Genomic DNA, 15,716 nt, shown 5'->3' with positions numbered 1-15,716 from the left:
GGGGTGGGAGCCGGCAGGCAGGGTTATTCCGAAGGTTTGACCAGGATCTTGATGTCCTTTTCAGGCTTTCCGAGCCGCTCAAAGGCCGATTCAATGTCATCCAGCCCTACGGTATCTGAGATCAGGCTGCTGGCTTCCAGTTCGCCCTCGGCGAGGTGGTGCAGGGTCGCACCAAACTCCTCCGGTGTATAGAAACTGGCAAAGCGCAGATCCAGCTCTTTCAGGATCGGGAAGGCCGGCACCATGTTGTCTGGCTCCATGCACAATCCCACAACCACCACTCTTGCACCGTAGGGCGCACCGGCACAGACGTTCTGGATCAGACCGGGAATGCCAACGCATTCGAAAATCAGTGATGGCCGCAGGTCCGCGCCGCCGAACAGCGGCGAGAATGGTCCCGCCTGGTCGGCGGAACTGGCTTTGGCCGCTTCCTGCCAGCTCTCATAGGGTGATTGTTCAGCCGGGTTGACTACCACATCGGCACCCACTTGCTTGGCAAGTTCGCGGCGCGCTGCAGAGAAGTCCGACGCCACAATCGGGCCGATGTTCTTCATCTTCAGTACGGCAATCACCGCCAGGCCAATAGGGCCGCAGCCGATGACCAGGGGAACGTGGTTCTGGGTGGGTTCGCCTCGATTCACTGCGTGCAGGGCGACCGCCATGGGCTCGGTCAGGGAGGCAATGTCCGGGTCCAGGCCGTTCGGCACTTTCATGGTCAGCCGGCTGTCCAGTAGCAGGCGCTCTGAAAAACCGCCGGGCAGATTGGGCGTGCCGGAGCCAATAAACGCCATGCCCTCTTCGCGCATCAGGAATGGTAAAGACACTACCCGGTCGCCGGGCTTGAACGAGGTTCCTGGGGCATTGCTCTCAAGGACTTCACCGACAAATTCGTGGCCCAGGGATATGGGCTGGCTGATGTCCACCAGTGGCTGGCCAATGATCTGGCGTGTGGCTTCGGCCATGTCGTTGGCGTGGTGGACGCAGTGCAGGTCAGTGCCGCAGATGCCGCACACCATGGACTTGACCAGCAGTTCGTTTTCTTTCGGGGTGGGCTCCGGTACGTCCGCAACTTTCAGTTTACTGTTTTCTACGACGGCTCCGCGCATGGTCGGTCTCCTGTCTGATTTCCGGTTTGGCCGCACGGCTACCGCGTAATCGTGCGTGCCAGTTGATTTGTTGATTTACTGTAGTTCACCGATTTCTCTAAGCCATGCTTCCGATCGCTTGAGACCTTCTTGCAGTTTCACCTTGGGCTCGAACCCTAAATGCTTGCGGGCGTTTGTCATGGTGTAGCCTCCCTTGCGGGAGAACATCAGCATGGTATCCGGCGTCACTTCATCTTTGCGCCGGATCTTCTTATTCAGCCACCAGATGCTGGACGTCAGTTTCAAAGCCGCTGCCAGCGGAAGGCTGGGTGGTGCGCCTTTGCGACCGGCCCAGGCCCAGTGGTTGGAGAAGAACTCCCGGCAGGTGATGGGCTCGTCGCCCCACAGGATGAATATACGCCCGCTGCCGTTTGGCAAGCCAGCCGCCAGTACCGTGCCATCCACCAGATCATCGATATAGACCGGGGTGTGAATGCCTTTGCCCTGATCAGGCAGGATCAGTTGCCCGGCCTTGGCCATTTTAAGAGGCTCCAGCAGCCATGGGCGCGAGCCTGGGCCGTAGACATCTCCGGGGCGGATGATGGTGCAGTCGATTTCTCCGGCGGCATGAGCCGCCAGCACCGCGTGTTCGGAGGCTCCCTTTGCTACGCCGTAGCGGTACTGTTCGCCAATAACCACAGGCGCGGTTTCATCGGCTCCGGGTGGGTAGTCGTAACCCATGGCGGCAATCGACGAGAAATGAACGAAGCGCTTGGCGCCGCCGCGGATGGCGACATCCAGGGCATTGCGAACACCGGCCAGGGATACCCGAGTGTAGTCGTCCCAGTCCGCTGCCAAAGAAACCATGGCGGCGGTATTGATGAACAGATCGCAGCCCTGAGCGTGATCCTGCCAGGTGTCGGGTTCGGTCAGGTCACCGGGCACCACATTTCGGGATTCGTCCGAATGCAGGTCCATGCCGGCAACCTCGCAACCCAGCCCTTTGTAGCGGTCATAAAGTTTGCGGCCGATAAAACCGTTGGCGCCGGTGATGAAGACTTTTTTTGGTAGTTCAGGGGTTTGTCCGTCTTTGCCTTTCGGCACAGATGTTTCTGTCATAGCAGTGGATTCTTATTTTTTAAGAGATGTTGGGGCCACCAATGAACAGCATTGGGGCCCCGTACTTTTGTGTGAGGATCAGCGCAGGTTCCGGCGCAGGATCTTGCCAACGTTGGACTTGGGGATTTCGTCCAACACGACGACTTCCTTGGGTACCTTGTAGGCCGCCAGGTTGGCCCGGCAGTGCTCGATAATGGCGTCTTCGTCCAGCTCGCCCTTACCGGACGGTGAGACGAAGAGCTTGACCCGTTCTCCGGTTTTTTCATCAGGAGCGCCAACCACGGCGGCTTCAGCAACGCTGTCCATCTCGCACACCACGCCTTCCACTTCGTTCGGGTAGACGTTGAAGCCCGACACGATGAGCATGTCTTTCTTGCGGTCGACGATCTCGAATTTGCCGTCCTCGTGCATCACTGCAACGTCGCCGGTGCGGAAGTATCCGTCCGGTGTGAAGACCTCAGCGGTTGCCTGTTCCCGGTTCCAATACCCCTTCATGACCTGTGGGCCCTTGGCGCAAATCTCACCGGGCTCGCCCGGAGGGAGCGGTTGGTCGTCCGGGCCGAGGATCTTCACGTCGGTGGAGGGTACCGGGTAGCCCACAGTTCCGGTGAACTCGTTGTTGCTCATCAGGTTCAGGGTCAGGATCGGAGCCGTCTCGGACAGACCAAAGCCTTCGATAATGTGGGAGCCGGTCACCGCGTGCCAGCGCTCGGAGGTGCTCGGGAAAATCTTGGAACCACCGCCGAAGGCCACCTTGTAGCGGGAAAAATCGACGTTCTTGAATTCCGGATGCATGGTCATGCCGGCAAACAGGGTATTCACGCCGCCAATCACCGTGAAACCTGCATTCTTGATGGCACCAATGTAGGCATCCATGTCGCGCGGATTCGGAATCAGAATGGCCTTGGCCCCGATGGCAGCGTACGCCACGTAAATCATCAGTCCGAAGATGTGGTACATCGGCAGCGATAGCACCACGCACTCCTTGCCGGGTTCGTTGGCATCCGGAACGAAGGCTTTGAACTGCAACGTGTTGGCCACCAGGTTGCGGTGGGTCAGGGTGGCGCCCTTGGAGGGGCCGGTCGTCCCGCCGGTGTACTGCAGGAAAAGTACGTCCTCGCCGTGGAGCTCAACGATATCGGGCTTTTCGCCATCGTGGCGAGCCAGTAACTCGGTCAGCGCGACGTGCTCACCCAGATTCTCCGCCACGGGCGGCGCAGGGATGTCGTGACCGGAACCATCCCCGGGGCCAACGGTGATTACGTTGCGAATCGAAGTCTTGTCGCGGATATCGGCCAGGGCCGGAGTAGACCCGGTGTATATGATGATATGTTCTGCGCCGGAGTCGTTGAGCTGGTGTTCCAGTTCCCTTGGCGTGTAAAGGGGATTCACGTTGACCTGGATAGCACCGGTTTTGAGGATCGCCAGTAACGAAATCGGGTAGGCGAACAGGTTGGGCAGCATCACCGCAACACGGTCGCCCTTGGCGATGCCGAGCTCTTTCTGCATCGCTGTGGCAAGCGTGTCTGAAACTGCATCCAGCTGCTGGTAGGTCAGCGTGAGGCCAAAGCACTCAAGTGCAATGTGATCGGGGAATTTTTCCACCGCCTGTTTGAACAGCGCCTGCACGGAACTGAATTCGTCAGGGTTGATGGTATGGGGGACATTATCTGGGTAGTGCTGGAGCCAGGGTTGTTGTTGCATTGTGCTCGTTTCTCCAATTCAGCAACCAGTTCTCGTTTCCGCCCTCATTGCTACGTGGGTGTTAGGCCGCAGCATCAGAGCGCCCTTCAGCGATGCCATGCAACCAGTTTGCGGGGCTGCTGGCAATAGGATAAAGATAGGATGAGGGGGCAGATAGTGCCCCCTGCTGGCAGGCTTCCTCAGCGGGACATCTTGTCCGCATGGTTGGCGCTGGCGGTAGTGATGTAGCTGGAGGGGTCCAGACCGCGCTCTTTGATGCACTCTTCAATCAGCAGCATGATTGAGCTGGCATCGAGGATGCTATGGTACTCGCCGTTGTCATCGAAGTTCACGTTGGCGCCTTCGACAATCATCACGGTTTCGGTGACTTCGGTGTTGTCCTCCGGCACGCTGAAGGTATGGATGCTGCCGCCCGGTTCAAACAGGTAGCTGCCTGCAGTCTGCGGCTGGTCCGGGTGTTCCACATAGTTCCAACGGCCGGACAGGGTCCAGAAATGCACGGAACCGGTGTGGTAATGGGTCGGCAGTTTTACGCCCGGGTGGAAGAACACGCGCAGTGCCCAGATGCCCTTGGTCGGATCCAGATACAGCGGCTGAACATCCAGCCCTGGCACCAGGATATCTTTGTAGACGGGGGCGTCGTTGGAGTTGATTGTCAGAAGAGTATCATTGTCCTGAACAGTCACGGGAAGCATAGGTTCGCTCCTGTTGGTGGTTGTCGTTTTGTTATTAACGTTCAGTTTCCATGTTGGCTCATGGCGACACGCTTGGTTTTAGCTTTTCACGACATTTTTCTCGTAAATTGTACCAAGGGTAAAATAAAGGCAGGGTTCTGGGCGGGGCGAGTCAGTACTCAGTGAGACGCCAGCAACTGCGCACGAATCACCTTCGGTGACTGCCCAAACCATCGCGAGCAGGCACGATTGAACGAGCTCTGCTGACCGTAACCCAGCAGGCCTGCAACCTGGTTCATGCTCATACTCCGTTCCCGCAAGTAGTCTTCGGCCAGCTCCCTGCGAACATCGTCCACCAGTTCTTCGAATACGATGTCTTCCTTCTTGAGCCGGCGTTGCAGCGTGCGTTCGCTGACCGCCAGGTGGCGAGCAATCAGGGTAATGGTGCAGCGCCGTTCCAGAGGCAGAAGCGAAATGACCAGGGATCGGACGTTCTCACGGAGCGTGGATCGTTGCTGGGCCAGCTTCTGCCGGACAAACTCCTCCATGGCGTTGAGCAGTGCTGGGTCGCTCTGCCGGATGGGGCGGGTGAGATCGATATTGGCGATGGCAATGGCATTGACCGGTTCCCCGAAGCTGACGGGACCGGCGAAAATGGTCCGGTAGCGGGCCGTGGGGCTGATGAGTTTATGGCGAAAGCGCACGTGGCGAGGGACGAAATCCCTCCCGATCAGGACCCTGAGCACCTGGATCGCCAGCACCAGGCTCATCTCGACGGTCTGTGCCCGTTGCTGCCCCTCGGTCAGCGCAATATCGAACTGCAGACTACGCGCCTTGGTCTCTTCCTGGGGCTGTAAGCGCAGGAGGACGGCCGGACTGTGGTAACCGATGTACTGGATAACATGGTTCAGGGCTTCTTCGACTGTGGACGAGTTCTGGGCAATCACGGCGATGGGGCCAAGTACGGTCATGCCCTGTTTGAGACCGACCCTCAGACCAAAGTCCGGGCAGCCAAACTCCTCGGCCGCCTGCTCCATCATCTGGATCAGGTTGAGGTAGGGCATCATTTGTTTGGGGTCGTCGATCATCTCTTCGCGCAGATGAAAACCGGCAAGGAAAGGTTCCGGGTCGGCGCCCAGCTCGCGGATAACGTCCGGCACGGCCGTCATGGCACGGACTCGTATCAGCGGTGCATCGGTCATGACTTCCTCGCTCATAAACAACCATCGGTAGGGCTAGAGGATGGCAGTGTGCAGGTTAACGGCAACCGTTCGTGACTGCACGTCTTCGTTTATTCATTGTCTACATTGCATGATCGGATTCAATACGCGGCGGGAGGAGGCTTTATGTTCGGAAAAAACGAGATCTTCCGTATGGTTGGCAAGTGCATGCCGGCCGGCAGCGGCTACACTTAACCCGTGACACGACAAAAGCAAAAGGGGAGAGTGACCATGAGTGGCCAGGATACCAGACTGACCAATCACGAGGTGACCATCTGTCTGGCCGGTGGGGCTGTCTTGGGGCCGTTTAACGCGACCTGGACCCGCAATGAGGGCGGCGACGTCCGGGAACTTGTGCGCGAATACGACGCCTACCTTCAAGGGGAAAAACAGCATCGTTTCAAGTTTCATCTGCACGACACCTACACCAACACGGTACACACGCTGATCCTGGAGTTCGGCAACGTAACCGGCATTTGCGATCATGTCCGACTGAATTCACACACCGACTGACGCTGACGATCATGATTTTCGAGGGACAAACAGGGACCGACAGTCAGGAGTACAGGAATCATGAGCCAATTTCGGATAGAAACCGATAGCCTGGGTGATGTTCAGGTGCCCGTGGACGCACTCTGGGGTGCGCAGACCCAGCGTGCCGTCGAGAACTTCCCGGTCAGCGGCCTGGCCATGCCGGCAGGCTTCATCGCGGCCGTGGCGCACATCAAATGGGCGGCGGCCGAAGCCAACGCCAGTTTGGGGCTGCTGGAAAACGAGCAGCGGGATGCCATTGTGTCCGCCTGCCAGACGCTGATCGAGGGGGAGTACGCGGACCAGTTCCCGGTGGACCGGTACCAGACGGGGTCCGGTACCAGCACCAATATGAACGTGAACGAGGTGGTGGCGGCCATCATCCGTCAACAGCAGGGGATGAACATCCATCCCAACGATCACGTCAACATGAGCCAGAGCTCGAACGATGTCATCCCGACCGCCATCCACATCAGCGCTGCCACGGCGGTACAGGAGCGTCTGATTCCGGCCCTGACCCATTTATGTGGGGCCATTTACGGACAGGAATCCCGGTTAGCGGAGCAGGTAAAAACCGGTCGCACCCACCTGATGGATGCCATGCCGGTGACGCTCGGGCAGGAGCTGCGCACCTGGCGCGAACAGATCTTGGCGTGCAAGGCACGGCTTGAAACGGCAATGGACGAGTTGCTGGCGGTGCCCCAGGGCGGGACAGCGGTGGGGACGGGCGTCAATGCCGGCCCCGAATTTGCCGGGCAGTTCATCCGTTTCCTGAAAGCCAACACCGGTTATTCCTTCCGCGAGCTGGAGCACAAGTTTGTTGGCCAGAGTGCGGTGGACGCGCCCGTGGCCCTGTCGGGCCAGTTGCGAGGCGTGGCCATCGTGCTGACCAAGATCGCCAATGATCTCCGCTGGATGAACAGCGGGCCGATCCACGGTCTGGCGGAAATCAGCCTGCCTGCGCTGCAACCGGGTAGCAGCATCATGCCGGGCAAAGTGAACCCGGTGATCCCGGAATCGGTCGCCATGGCGGCGGCCCAGGTCATGGGGCTGGACAGTACGGTAGCCATTGCCGGTCAGTCCGGGAATTTCCAGCTCAATGTCATGCTGCCTCTGGTTGCGGCCAACCTGCTGGACATGATTGCTCTGCTCAGTAACGCCTCCAACTTACTGGCTGATAAGGCCATCCACGGGTTCACCGTCAATGCGAAAAATCTCAACGAAGGCGTTGGCCGGAATCCGGTGCTGGTGACCGCGCTTAACCCGGAAATCGGCTACAGTCTGGCGGCTGATATTGCCAAGGAAGCCTACGCCTCTGGCCGGCCAGTAATCGATGTGGCCGAAGAACGCAGCGGCCTGAGCCGGGAGCGGCTCGAACAATTGATGGACCCGTTGAAGCTGACCCACCAGGAGGTTACCTGAGGCGCTGATGGACCAGGCTGATGGAGAGCTTTCCCTGTTGAAAATACTGCTGGAATTGTTTGTGATGCTGGTGCTGGCAAACGGAGCACCGGTTGTTGCCGCACGCCTGTTCAGGCGTAAATGGGCGGCGCCGGTGGACGGTGGCCGGCTCTGGTCTGATGGCCGCCGGGTTCTGGGTAAGAGCAAGACGTGGCGTGGCCTGGCCGCGGGCTCCCTCAGTTGCGCCCTGTTCTCGTGGGCCGTGGGTCTGGGGTTTATGTTCGGCCTGTTATTCGGCGCGCTTGGACTGCTGGGGGATCTGCTGAGCAGCTTTACCAAGCGGCGAATGGGGCTCGATTCAAGCGCCCGGGCGGTTGGGCTGGATCAGGTGCCGGAGTCCCTGTTGCCCATGATATTGGCGGTATTCTGGGGGCTGGCCACCTGGTGGGGGCTGGTGGTTCTGGTGCTCATCTTCACCGTGGCGAACATCCTGTTTTCACCCCTGCTTTACCAGCTGGGGATTCGGCGCCATCCCCACTGACCGGCTTGATTGCGTCGGGCTAACGGGGGCCTCGCGTCAGGGTGTGAAGGGTAATTTCCGGAGGGCAGTTGAGCCGTACATTGACCACCGATGTACCGGCCCCCGGCGAGGTATACCCCAGCATGCCATTTACCCGCCAGAGCCCCCGGCCAAGACGGCGTGGAATGTCGGAATCCAGGGTGACGGGAATACCACCGGGCAGGCAGATCTGACCACCATGGGTATGCCCGCACAGGAAGATGTCGTGGCCCGCGTGGGCGGCCTCGCGCCAGATTTCCGGGGTATGGCTGAGCAGAATGCTGGTGCCTTCCGGGGGGATCTTGTCGCCGGCCTGCTGCAGGTTATGCACCTTGTAATAGTGGGCATCATCCACGCCCGCCAGGTAGATTTGGTGGCCGCTGCGTTCAAGGGGAACCATTTCGTTCATCAACAGGGTATAGCCCATGTCCTCCAGACCGGGCAGCATGCGTACGCTGTCGTGGTTGCCAAGTACCGCATAGGCATCCCCCTTTATGGCATCCCGCAGTTTGGCCATTCCGGCCAGGGCATCGTCGACCGGGCCCCAGGTCTGCCGACGGTAGTCGCCGGTCAGCACACACAGGTCGTACTCCAGCGGGGTAATTTTGTCGATGACCGCCTGGAGGTTGGCTTCGTCCATGTCCACGTGCAGATCGGTCAGGTGGAGAATACGATATCCCTCGAACGCCTCTGGCAGTGCTGGCAGGGAGAATCCGTTATGCACCGTTTGCAGTTGTCGGCTGTTATTCTGGCCGCGCTGGTGCAGCCCGACCAGCTTAAGGCAGAAACGTATAAACCCCGGTGCGTTGGTGATATTTTCCAGATGGAATGACCAGCGTTCCCGGTCAAAGATGCGTGACTCCGCTTCCTGCTCGATGCCCAGCCGCTGGCGGGCGTGAACAGGGCCAAGTCGCAAACTCAGGCGATAACTCAGGAGTTCGTCATGATTCTTGGGAGTGGGAGCCCGTGCCGTCATACTTCTTTCCTTGATATGCCGTGCGGGACTGCGTGACTGCGTTGCAGCAAACCCTTTATGTCATTATGGTTGCCATCCCGCGGTAATCAACCGGCGGTTCCATTTGTTCATGTTTGCACCGTCATCGTGAGCCGCAGTCAGACTCGCAGCGTACTAGCGACATTCCCGGGTGTTTTATGCCCCCGGCTTAATACATTCCGATCATTGAGGATTTCAACGTGACATCATGCGATATTCCGGGCCTCAAGGTGCCCCGCAGCCGTTTCCCGGATCCGGAACAGGATCTTTCGCAGCAAGGCAGTGAAGCGAGGCTGGTGCTGGCGGGTGGCTGTTTCTGGTGTGTTGAAGCGGTATATCTCGCTATCAATGGTGTGACCCGTGTCGAATCCGGGTATGCGGGAGGCAGCGCCGAGACCGCGAATTACCAGGCGGTGGGTTCTGGTACCAGTGGCCACGCGGAGGTGGTTGACGTTCACTACGATCCGTCCAAAGTCAGTTTTGGCGAGTTGCTGAAAGTATTTTTCTCGGTTGCACACGACCCCACCCAGCTCAACCGTCAGGGCAACGACCGGGGCACCCAGTACCGTTCTGCGGTGTTTTACGAGACCGATGAGCAGAAACAGGTTACCGAGGCGTACATTCGGCAGCTCGATGCGGCCGGGGTCTATCCGGAGCCTATCGTTACCCGCCTAGAACCGCTGGACGCCTTCTATCCGGCGGAGGAGTACCACCAGAATTTTGCTGCCCGTAATCCTTACCAGCCCTACGTGATGGCCGCTGCAGCGCCGAAGGTTGAGAAGCTGGTGGCTAACTACCCTGATCGGCTGAAACCGGAATACGTGCAGTCTGATAATGACCAATGAGACGAACACACAGCCTGAGGAGGTAACCATGGCCGTGTCTGCAGCAGGTTTCGACCTGACGCCGCTGACAGCGGACGAGATTGAGAAGAAAGCCGCCGATCTGACTCCCGAGGAGCGGGAAGTTCTGCTGGATCACGGTACCGAGCATCCGTTCTGTGGAACGCTGCTGGACAACAAGAAAGAGGGGGCCTACCACTGCCGCCTTTGCGATTTGCCGTTGTTCAGCTCCGATTCCAAGTTTGATTCCGGTACTGGCTGGCCGAGTTTCTTTCAGCCCTACGACCCGGAACACATCCGGTACCTGGAAGACACCAGCCTGGGACGCGTGCGCACGGAAATTCGCTGTGTGCGTTGCGACAGTCACCTGGGCCACGTGTTCCCGGATGGCCCGCCCCCGACCGGCAAACGCTACTGCCTGAATTCCATTGCCATGGTGTTCAACGAAAAGGCCTGAAGGCCGGAAGGAAAGAACGGGGCGCAGGCCCCGTTTTTTTATTCGCCGCCGGTGACCGTGGCCACATAGCGGGCGACGGCTTCGATTTGTTCCGCCGACAGTGACTCACCGAAGGCGGGCATCACTCCGACGCCACTGCGAACTGCGTTTTGCACCTGTTCCATAGACGGCGCAAGGTCATCCAGATTGGGGCCGATGGTGCCCGCCGACCCCGCATCCGACAGCGTGTGGCAAACGGTGCAGGAAGGCTTGGCTTCCTGGGTGAAGATCTTTTTTCCCTGTTCAAGCTGCTCGTCGGCAACTCCATTCATGGTCACAAGGGCGCCAATAAGCAGCCCGACTGCGTGTTTGATCATGAAGAGATATCCCTGATTGGTTGGGTAAGAGCGGACCGGCAGGACGCCGGCCCGGTATGGTTAACTGACGACAAGGGTAACCCCGTGGTCACTCCAGCCATTGTGGCCATAGCCGCGTTCATTATCGGTGCGGCCTTCGGGCTGGCTGTTGCCCTCGACGTCCGTGGCCTTGCTGACAATCCGGTACTCACCGGGTGACAGGTCCGCCGCCAGTACAAATGGCCGCCACGCGAACGGGCCAAGATCCGGCCCCAGGAATCTCGCCTGCTGCCAGTTCTCGCCGCCGTCCAGTGACACCTCCACCTTGTCGAGGTCCACCGTGCCACCCAGCGCCACACCGTAAATCATGGTGCGTCCCTTGCCGGCGCTTTCCAGCGGGGAGGTGACCCAGGACTTCACGTTCATTTCCCACATGGAGGGCTGGTCAGGGGAGCCTTTGACGCCCACATCCCGCACCCGGTAACTGGAGGCCTGAATCTTCACGTTTGTCTGCGCCTCGGTGAGGGCCACCTTTTTCACGTATTTGACGTTGTTCACGCCGTAGAACCCGGGGATGACCATGCGTAGCGGGCCTCCGTGGGTCAGGGGCAGGTCTTCGTCGTTCATGCCCCAGGCCAGCAGAGCCTGTTCCATGGCGCGCATGGGAACGGACCGCTCGACCGTGGCCTGCATTGGATCCAGGCCTTCGGGCAGTTCCTCACCTCCGGTGCTGGTGATGTATTCGGCCCCGTCGGCCGGGCCACCCATGGCTTCCACCACATCTTTCAGTGGCACGCCGGTCCAGGCGATACAGCCAGCGGCACCGACGGACCACTGGGTCCCTCCGGCACCGTGGGGAAAGAAGGCCCGGCCATTGCCGGAGCATTGCAGCACCGAGGCAACGGTTGTCACGCCGAGTTTTTTCAGTTCGCCAATGGTGATGGAGCCCGGGTTTTTCACACCTTCAACCTGGATTTCCCAGGCATCCCGGTCGGCGACAATGGCCTCGGGTGGGGTGGGCAGGTTGTTGCGGATGAACAGTCGGTCGCTCGGGGTAATCACTCCCTGACCAATGGCGTCCCGCTGGGTTTCCATGGTGTTGGCGCTGTGGACGATCAGCGCATTGCGTTCTTTCCAGGCCGCGTAATCGGGCAGTGATTTTGGCTCTTCAGCGCGGGCCAGCGGTGTGAACCCCAGAAGGGTTACGGCTGCCATAGCGCTGGCACTGCCAAGCAGGATCTGGCGGCGGCGGGGGTTTTCCAGCCCGGGTGTTGCCGGGGCTTGTCGGGGCATGATGTCCCTGTTCATGTTCCGTCTCCTTGGGCCTTTTTTTGTTGGACGGTGGGATGGCACCACGACCTATCGTGGTGGGTAATATCCTTATTACCTTTATAGAAGTTGGTGAAAAAATGTCCAGTTTGTAGGCGGGTTATCCCCGTCAGGAGCGAGTGGGTATAATCCGGCCAACTGTCCGGGCAGCCAATTCCGGACGCGGTACTCGATGGTGCGGATGTAATGATTCGATTGAAACTCAACCCGCTGACGGAGTCGGCGACACTGTTGCGCCGGGCAGGCGTAGTGCTGGGCTCCGTTGGCCTGACGGCTTTGTATTCGTTACTTGTTCTGTTGCGAGCGCTGGTCGGCAAACTTCACCGTCCCATTGTGGACAAGTATTGCCGGGAATGGTCGGCCGCCCTGTTGCGTCTGGTGAGGGCCAATCTGGCGGTGCGGGGTGAGGTGCCTGATTTCAACGATGGCCGGCGCTACATCATCATGTCTACACACGCCAGTCATTACGACATTCCCGTGGCCTTCGTGTCTTTGCCTGGCTCCATCCGGATGCTGGCAAAGAAAGAGCTTTACGCCATTCCCCTGCTGGGGCAGGCGATGCGGGCAGGGGAGTTCCCGTCGGTAGACCGGTCCAACCGCGCCCGGGCCCTGAAGGATCTGGACAAGGCGCGGGAGATGATGGAAAGCGGCATCGTTTTGTGGGCGGCGCCCGAGGGCACCCGCTCTCCGGATGGGCAGCTACTTCCGTTCAAGAAGGGCTGTTTCCATCTCGCCCTGGATACTCAGGCGGTTATTGTGCCGGTCGCCATTCGTGGCATCCACCGGGTGTTGCCGGCCAGAACCATGCAGATCAACATCGGGCAGTCGGTGGAGGTTCAGGTGGGGGAGCCGCTGGATACCGCGGGCAAAACCAAGGAGGAACTTCCGGAGGTAATGGCAGAGGTGCGCCACCGGATTGAGACTCTTCTGGGGGATGGCGAAGCCCACTGACCGTGGGCTCCGCCTGGTAGTGGGTTACGCCGTTGCGGCGGATACCACGGTGGAGAGCAGGTAGCCTGTATAAGCCACGTAGACCAGCAAAAGGATGGCGCCATTGGGCCGGCTGATGGCCTTCTTGCCGCTGATCAGGCCGTAGCCCATCAATAGCAAGCCAACGGTCAGCGCCAACATCAGCGTCCAGTCTCGATAAAGCACTTCCGGGTCTACCTGCAGGGGCTCAATAGCCGCTGCCAGACCAACCACGGCCAGGGTGTTGAAAATGCCGGAACCGAGGATGTTGCCGAGAATCAGGTCGTGCTCGTTCTTGCGTACCGCGGCGATCGCCGAGGCGAGTTCCGGCAGCGAGGTGCCGATCGCCACGATGGTCAGGCCAATGATCAGATCACTGACGCCCAGCGTCTGAGCAATCGTCACGGCGCCCCAGACCAGCAGGCGGGAACTGACGACCAGCAGAACCAGGCCAATCAACAGCCACACGATGGCGCTGTTCATGGACATGGCCGGGACCTCGGCGTCGTCGCCCGCACCGGTCATTGGGTCAGCCTTGTTGCGCAGGCCCTGAAAAATCGACCAGCCCATGACTGCCGCAAACACCGCAAGCAGCACCCAGCCATCCAGGCGAGACAATTCACCATCGATCAGCTGTGCGCCGGCAATGAGGGTCAGTACCACCAGCAGCGGCAGTTCCTTGCGGATCACCTGGGAATGCACGGCAATGGGCGCGATCACAGCGGTCAGGCCCACAATCAGGGCAATGTTGGTGATATTGGAACCATAGCCGTTACCTAGGGCCAGGCCCGGATTGCCATCGGCGGCGGCCATGGCCGATACCGCCAGTTCCGGGGCCGAAGTGCCGAAACCAATGATTACCATCCCGATCAGCAGGGCAGGCATGCCCAGGTGCTTGGCCGTCGCGGCGGCCCCATCGACGAATTTGTCTGCGCTCCAGACCAGCAGAACCAGCCCGGAAGCAACCGCGGCAATCGCCATTAACATAGAAAGACCTCAGTGAATGAATTTTCCCAGCATGAAAACCCCGGCGTACCCCAGTGTGTAGGCCGCTAGAAGGTGGGCAAGATACCGCATGTAGGCACCGAAGGTCAGCCCCGGGATTTTGCTCATGGCCACAATACCGGCGGCTGAGCCGATGATCAGTAGCGAGCCGCCCACACCAACGGCGTAGGTGAGCCCCATCCATTCACCCGGGGTCATGGTAATGCCGGCCTTCAGCAGCGCTGCAGTCAGTGGCACGTTATCAATCACCGCCGAGAAAATGCCCATCAGGTAGTTGGCATACAGGGGCGGTAGTACATCATAGATCGCGACGAACGAGTTCAGCGCATGAATCTCCTTGAGCATGCCCACCAGTAGCAGGATGCCAAGGAAAAACAGCAACGTTTCAAACTCGATGATACGGATGTATTCCAGAATTGGGTCCAGATCCGAATCGTCGCTCATGAAGCGGGACACCAGGAACATCACCGACAGTCCAAACAGGAACGTGAGTACCGGCGGAATGCCCAGCAGCGCATTGCCGGCAATGGTGCCCAGAATCGTCAACAGGAACAGGGCGCTGATGGTGGCATCAACGGGGCGGATCTGGGTTTTGTGGGCTTTCAGAGTAACGGTGCCATCCAGCCCGCGGGACAGGAATATGGCGAGCAGGAAAACCGTTATGGCCGCCGGCAGGGACAGGGTCAGCAAGGTGAGGATTTCGACCTTGTCGGCCAGGAAAATCATCAGCGTCGTTACATCGCCGGTAATCAAGGCAACGCCACCGGAGTTCACGGCAAACACCACCAGGGTGGTGAACTGCAGGCGTTTCTTGCGAGGTAGGTCCAGAGACAGGATCAGTGTGCACGAGACGAGCGTGGCGGTGATGTTGTCGGCAAGAGAAGAAAACAGGAAGCAAAACAGCCCCGTCAGGAACAGGAGTTTTCGCTCGCTAACCTGGCCGGGCATGATCAGATACACCAGATTCTCGATCATGCCTTTCTTGTTCAGGTAGGCCACAAAAGTCATTGCGGCGACCAGGAACAGCCAGAGCCCGGCAATTTCGGCAATACTTTCCGAGAGTCCGGCGGCAATGGCATCCGTTTCCAGAGCGCTGTCACTGGCGCTGAACAACAGGATCCAGCTCAGTGTGCCGAAAAATAGTGTGACCTTGGCTTTGTTGATATGAAGCTTTTCTTCAAATATGACGCCAAGTAGCGCCAGGACCGCCAGGGCGATCAACACGATTTCAAATGCAGGCATCGGGCGAGTATCCAGTCCGGAATTCTTAATGGGCGGTCGCTGTCGGGCCGCACGCGAACGCGGGCGAAGTGTAGCGCCGTGACCCACACTAAACCAGTGTGCGTACCACCCGACTGCTGATTCAAGGGCCAGATTGGACTGGTGAAGCACGGGTTCGCGAATCACATTTTATTCTTGCAGCGAAAATCAGGATAATTGCGCCCGCGTATAAAACAGGAAGCAAACGGCCGCGCTTTTACCTCGCATAAGA

At 59.1% G+C, this 15,716-nt stretch carries 16 protein-coding genes; 6 read left to right on the top strand and 10 right to left on the bottom strand.

Annotation, left to right across the window (positions count from 1 at the left end; all coding sequences use genetic code 11):
* Nucleotides 1-23: 23 nt before the first annotated feature.
* The 5 genes from QVZ43_RS04505 to QVZ43_RS04485 form a co-directional block, all read right to left on the bottom strand.
* Nucleotides 24-1,106, bottom strand: a complete 1,083-nt coding sequence (locus QVZ43_RS04505) for a zinc-binding dehydrogenase (protein WP_302909031.1) — start codon at nucleotides 1,104-1,106, stop codon at nucleotides 24-26.
* 75 nt (nucleotides 1,107-1,181) lie between these two features.
* Nucleotides 1,182-2,204 (bottom strand): NAD-dependent epimerase/dehydratase family protein, encoded by a 1,023-nt coding sequence (locus QVZ43_RS04500; protein WP_302909030.1) that lies wholly within the window; start codon nucleotides 2,202-2,204, stop codon nucleotides 1,182-1,184.
* 78 nt (nucleotides 2,205-2,282) lie between these two features.
* A complete protein-coding gene (locus tag QVZ43_RS04495; protein WP_302909029.1) occupies nucleotides 2,283-3,908 on the bottom strand; it encodes an AMP-binding protein in 1,626 nt (541 codons plus the stop codon).
* 179 nt (nucleotides 3,909-4,087) lie between these two features.
* On the bottom strand, nucleotides 4,088-4,603 hold the full coding sequence (locus QVZ43_RS04490) for a 2,4'-dihydroxyacetophenone dioxygenase family protein (protein WP_302909028.1): 516 nt from the start codon (nucleotides 4,601-4,603) through the stop codon (nucleotides 4,088-4,090).
* 158 nt (nucleotides 4,604-4,761) lie between these two features.
* Nucleotides 4,762-5,799: an AraC family transcriptional regulator gene (locus tag QVZ43_RS04485; RefSeq protein WP_223794618.1), complete on the bottom strand. Its 1,038-nt coding sequence runs from the start codon at nucleotides 5,797-5,799 to the stop codon at nucleotides 4,762-4,764.
* A 234-nt stretch (nucleotides 5,800-6,033) separates the two neighbouring features.
* On the opposite strand from QVZ43_RS04485, the gene QVZ43_RS04480 reads away from it, so the two are divergent.
* Genes QVZ43_RS04480 through QVZ43_RS04470 form a run of 3 tightly spaced genes read left to right on the top strand, consistent with a single transcriptional unit; the run spans nucleotide 6,034 to nucleotide 8,275 of the window.
* Nucleotides 6,034-6,315 carry a hypothetical protein gene (locus tag QVZ43_RS04480; RefSeq protein WP_223794617.1) on the top strand — a complete coding sequence of 94 codons (282 nt, stop codon included), beginning with the start codon at nucleotides 6,034-6,036 and terminating at the stop codon, nucleotides 6,313-6,315.
* A gap of 60 nt (nucleotides 6,316-6,375) precedes the next feature.
* Nucleotides 6,376-7,755: a class II fumarate hydratase gene (locus QVZ43_RS04475; protein WP_223794616.1), complete on the top strand. Its 1,380-nt coding sequence runs from the start codon at nucleotides 6,376-6,378 to the stop codon at nucleotides 7,753-7,755.
* Nucleotides 7,756-7,762: 7 nt separating this feature from the next.
* Entirely contained in the window at nucleotides 7,763-8,275 is a 513-nt protein-coding gene (locus tag QVZ43_RS04470; RefSeq protein WP_302909027.1) for a CDP-archaeol synthase, read from the top strand.
* A 19-nt stretch (nucleotides 8,276-8,294) separates the two neighbouring features.
* On the opposite strand, the gene QVZ43_RS04465 is transcribed toward QVZ43_RS04470, so the two are convergent.
* Complete coding sequence (locus tag QVZ43_RS04465; RefSeq protein ID WP_302909026.1) at nucleotides 8,295-9,269, bottom strand: metallophosphoesterase; 975 nt, start codon at nucleotides 9,267-9,269, stop codon at nucleotides 8,295-8,297.
* 218 nt (nucleotides 9,270-9,487) lie between these two features.
* On the opposite strand from QVZ43_RS04465, the gene msrA reads away from it, so the two are divergent.
* Nucleotides 9,488-10,132 (top strand): peptide-methionine (S)-S-oxide reductase MsrA, encoded by a 645-nt coding sequence (gene msrA / locus QVZ43_RS04460; RefSeq protein ID WP_302909025.1) that lies wholly within the window; start codon nucleotides 9,488-9,490, stop codon nucleotides 10,130-10,132.
* 28 nt (nucleotides 10,133-10,160) lie between these two features.
* Nucleotides 10,161-10,586 carry a peptide-methionine (R)-S-oxide reductase MsrB gene (gene msrB / locus QVZ43_RS04455; protein WP_223794612.1) on the top strand — a complete coding sequence of 142 codons (426 nt, stop codon included), beginning with the start codon at nucleotides 10,161-10,163 and terminating at the stop codon, nucleotides 10,584-10,586.
* A 38-nt stretch (nucleotides 10,587-10,624) separates the two neighbouring features.
* On the opposite strand, the gene sorU is transcribed toward msrB, so the two are convergent.
* Entirely contained in the window at nucleotides 10,625-10,942 is a 318-nt protein-coding gene (sorU, locus tag QVZ43_RS04450) for a SorU family sulfite dehydrogenase c-type cytochrome subunit (RefSeq protein WP_223794611.1), read from the bottom strand.
* Between the two features lie 60 nt (nucleotides 10,943-11,002).
* Nucleotides 11,003-12,229 carry a SorT family sulfite dehydrogenase catalytic subunit gene (gene sorT / locus QVZ43_RS04445; RefSeq protein WP_302909024.1) on the bottom strand — a complete coding sequence of 409 codons (1,227 nt, stop codon included), beginning with the start codon at nucleotides 12,227-12,229 and terminating at the stop codon, nucleotides 11,003-11,005.
* Nucleotides 12,230-12,436: 207 nt separating this feature from the next.
* On the opposite strand from sorT, the gene QVZ43_RS04440 reads away from it, so the two are divergent.
* The gene (locus tag QVZ43_RS04440) at nucleotides 12,437-13,201 is read left to right on the top strand and encodes a lysophospholipid acyltransferase family protein (RefSeq protein ID WP_302909023.1); all 765 of its coding nucleotides are present in this window, start codon (nucleotides 12,437-12,439) and stop codon (nucleotides 13,199-13,201) included.
* 24 nt (nucleotides 13,202-13,225) lie between these two features.
* On the opposite strand, the gene QVZ43_RS04435 is transcribed toward QVZ43_RS04440, so the two are convergent.
* Both QVZ43_RS04435 and nhaD read right to left on the bottom strand, forming a co-directional pair.
* On the bottom strand, nucleotides 13,226-14,206 hold the full coding sequence (locus tag QVZ43_RS04435; protein ID WP_302909022.1) for a calcium/sodium antiporter: 981 nt from the start codon (nucleotides 14,204-14,206) through the stop codon (nucleotides 13,226-13,228).
* A gap of 9 nt (nucleotides 14,207-14,215) precedes the next feature.
* Nucleotides 14,216-15,466: a sodium:proton antiporter NhaD gene (nhaD, locus tag QVZ43_RS04430; protein WP_302909021.1), complete on the bottom strand. Its 1,251-nt coding sequence runs from the start codon at nucleotides 15,464-15,466 to the stop codon at nucleotides 14,216-14,218.
* Nucleotides 15,467-15,716: the final 250 nt, after the last annotated feature.

Origin of the sequence: Marinobacter suaedae (genome assembly GCF_030519635.1) — a bacterium.
Classification (GTDB): domain Bacteria; phylum Pseudomonadota; class Gammaproteobacteria; order Pseudomonadales; family Oleiphilaceae; genus Marinobacter; species Marinobacter suaedae.
This window is presented reverse-complemented; position numbering and strand designations above follow the sequence as displayed.

Excerpts from the sequence above, each read along its gene's own strand:
- QVZ43_RS04465 (WP_302909026.1), bottom strand. The coding sequence starts at position 9,269 with ATGACGGCACGGGCTCCCACTCCCAAGAATCATGACGAACTCCTGAGT.
- QVZ43_RS04490 (WP_302909028.1), bottom strand. The coding sequence starts at position 4,603 with ATGCTTCCCGTGACTGTTCAGGACAATGATACTCTTCTGACAATCAAC.
- QVZ43_RS04470 (WP_302909027.1), top strand. The coding sequence starts at position 7,763 with ATGGACCAGGCTGATGGAGAGCTTTCCCTGTTGAAAATACTGCTGGAA.
- sorU (WP_223794611.1), bottom strand. The coding sequence starts at position 10,942 with ATGATCAAACACGCAGTCGGGCTGCTTATTGGCGCCCTTGTGACCATG.
- QVZ43_RS04485 (WP_223794618.1), bottom strand. The coding sequence starts at position 5,799 with ATGAGCGAGGAAGTCATGACCGATGCACCGCTGATACGAGTCCGTGCC.
- QVZ43_RS04480 (WP_223794617.1), top strand. The coding sequence starts at position 6,034 with ATGAGTGGCCAGGATACCAGACTGACCAATCACGAGGTGACCATCTGT.
- msrB (WP_223794612.1), top strand. The coding sequence starts at position 10,161 with ATGGCCGTGTCTGCAGCAGGTTTCGACCTGACGCCGCTGACAGCGGAC.
- QVZ43_RS04505 (WP_302909031.1), bottom strand. The coding sequence starts at position 1,106 with ATGCGCGGAGCCGTCGTAGAAAACAGTAAACTGAAAGTTGCGGACGTA.
- QVZ43_RS04475 (WP_223794616.1), top strand. The coding sequence starts at position 6,376 with ATGAGCCAATTTCGGATAGAAACCGATAGCCTGGGTGATGTTCAGGTG.
- QVZ43_RS04500 (WP_302909030.1), bottom strand. The coding sequence starts at position 2,204 with ATGACAGAAACATCTGTGCCGAAAGGCAAAGACGGACAAACCCCTGAA.
- sorT (WP_302909024.1), bottom strand. The coding sequence starts at position 12,229 with ATGAACAGGGACATCATGCCCCGACAAGCCCCGGCAACACCCGGGCTG.
- QVZ43_RS04435 (WP_302909022.1), bottom strand. The coding sequence starts at position 14,206 with ATGTTAATGGCGATTGCCGCGGTTGCTTCCGGGCTGGTTCTGCTGGTC.
- QVZ43_RS04440 (WP_302909023.1), top strand. The coding sequence starts at position 12,437 with ATGATTCGATTGAAACTCAACCCGCTGACGGAGTCGGCGACACTGTTG.
- nhaD (WP_302909021.1), bottom strand. The coding sequence starts at position 15,466 with ATGCCTGCATTTGAAATCGTGTTGATCGCCCTGGCGGTCCTGGCGCTA.
- QVZ43_RS04495 (WP_302909029.1), bottom strand. The coding sequence starts at position 3,908 with ATGCAACAACAACCCTGGCTCCAGCACTACCCAGATAATGTCCCCCAT.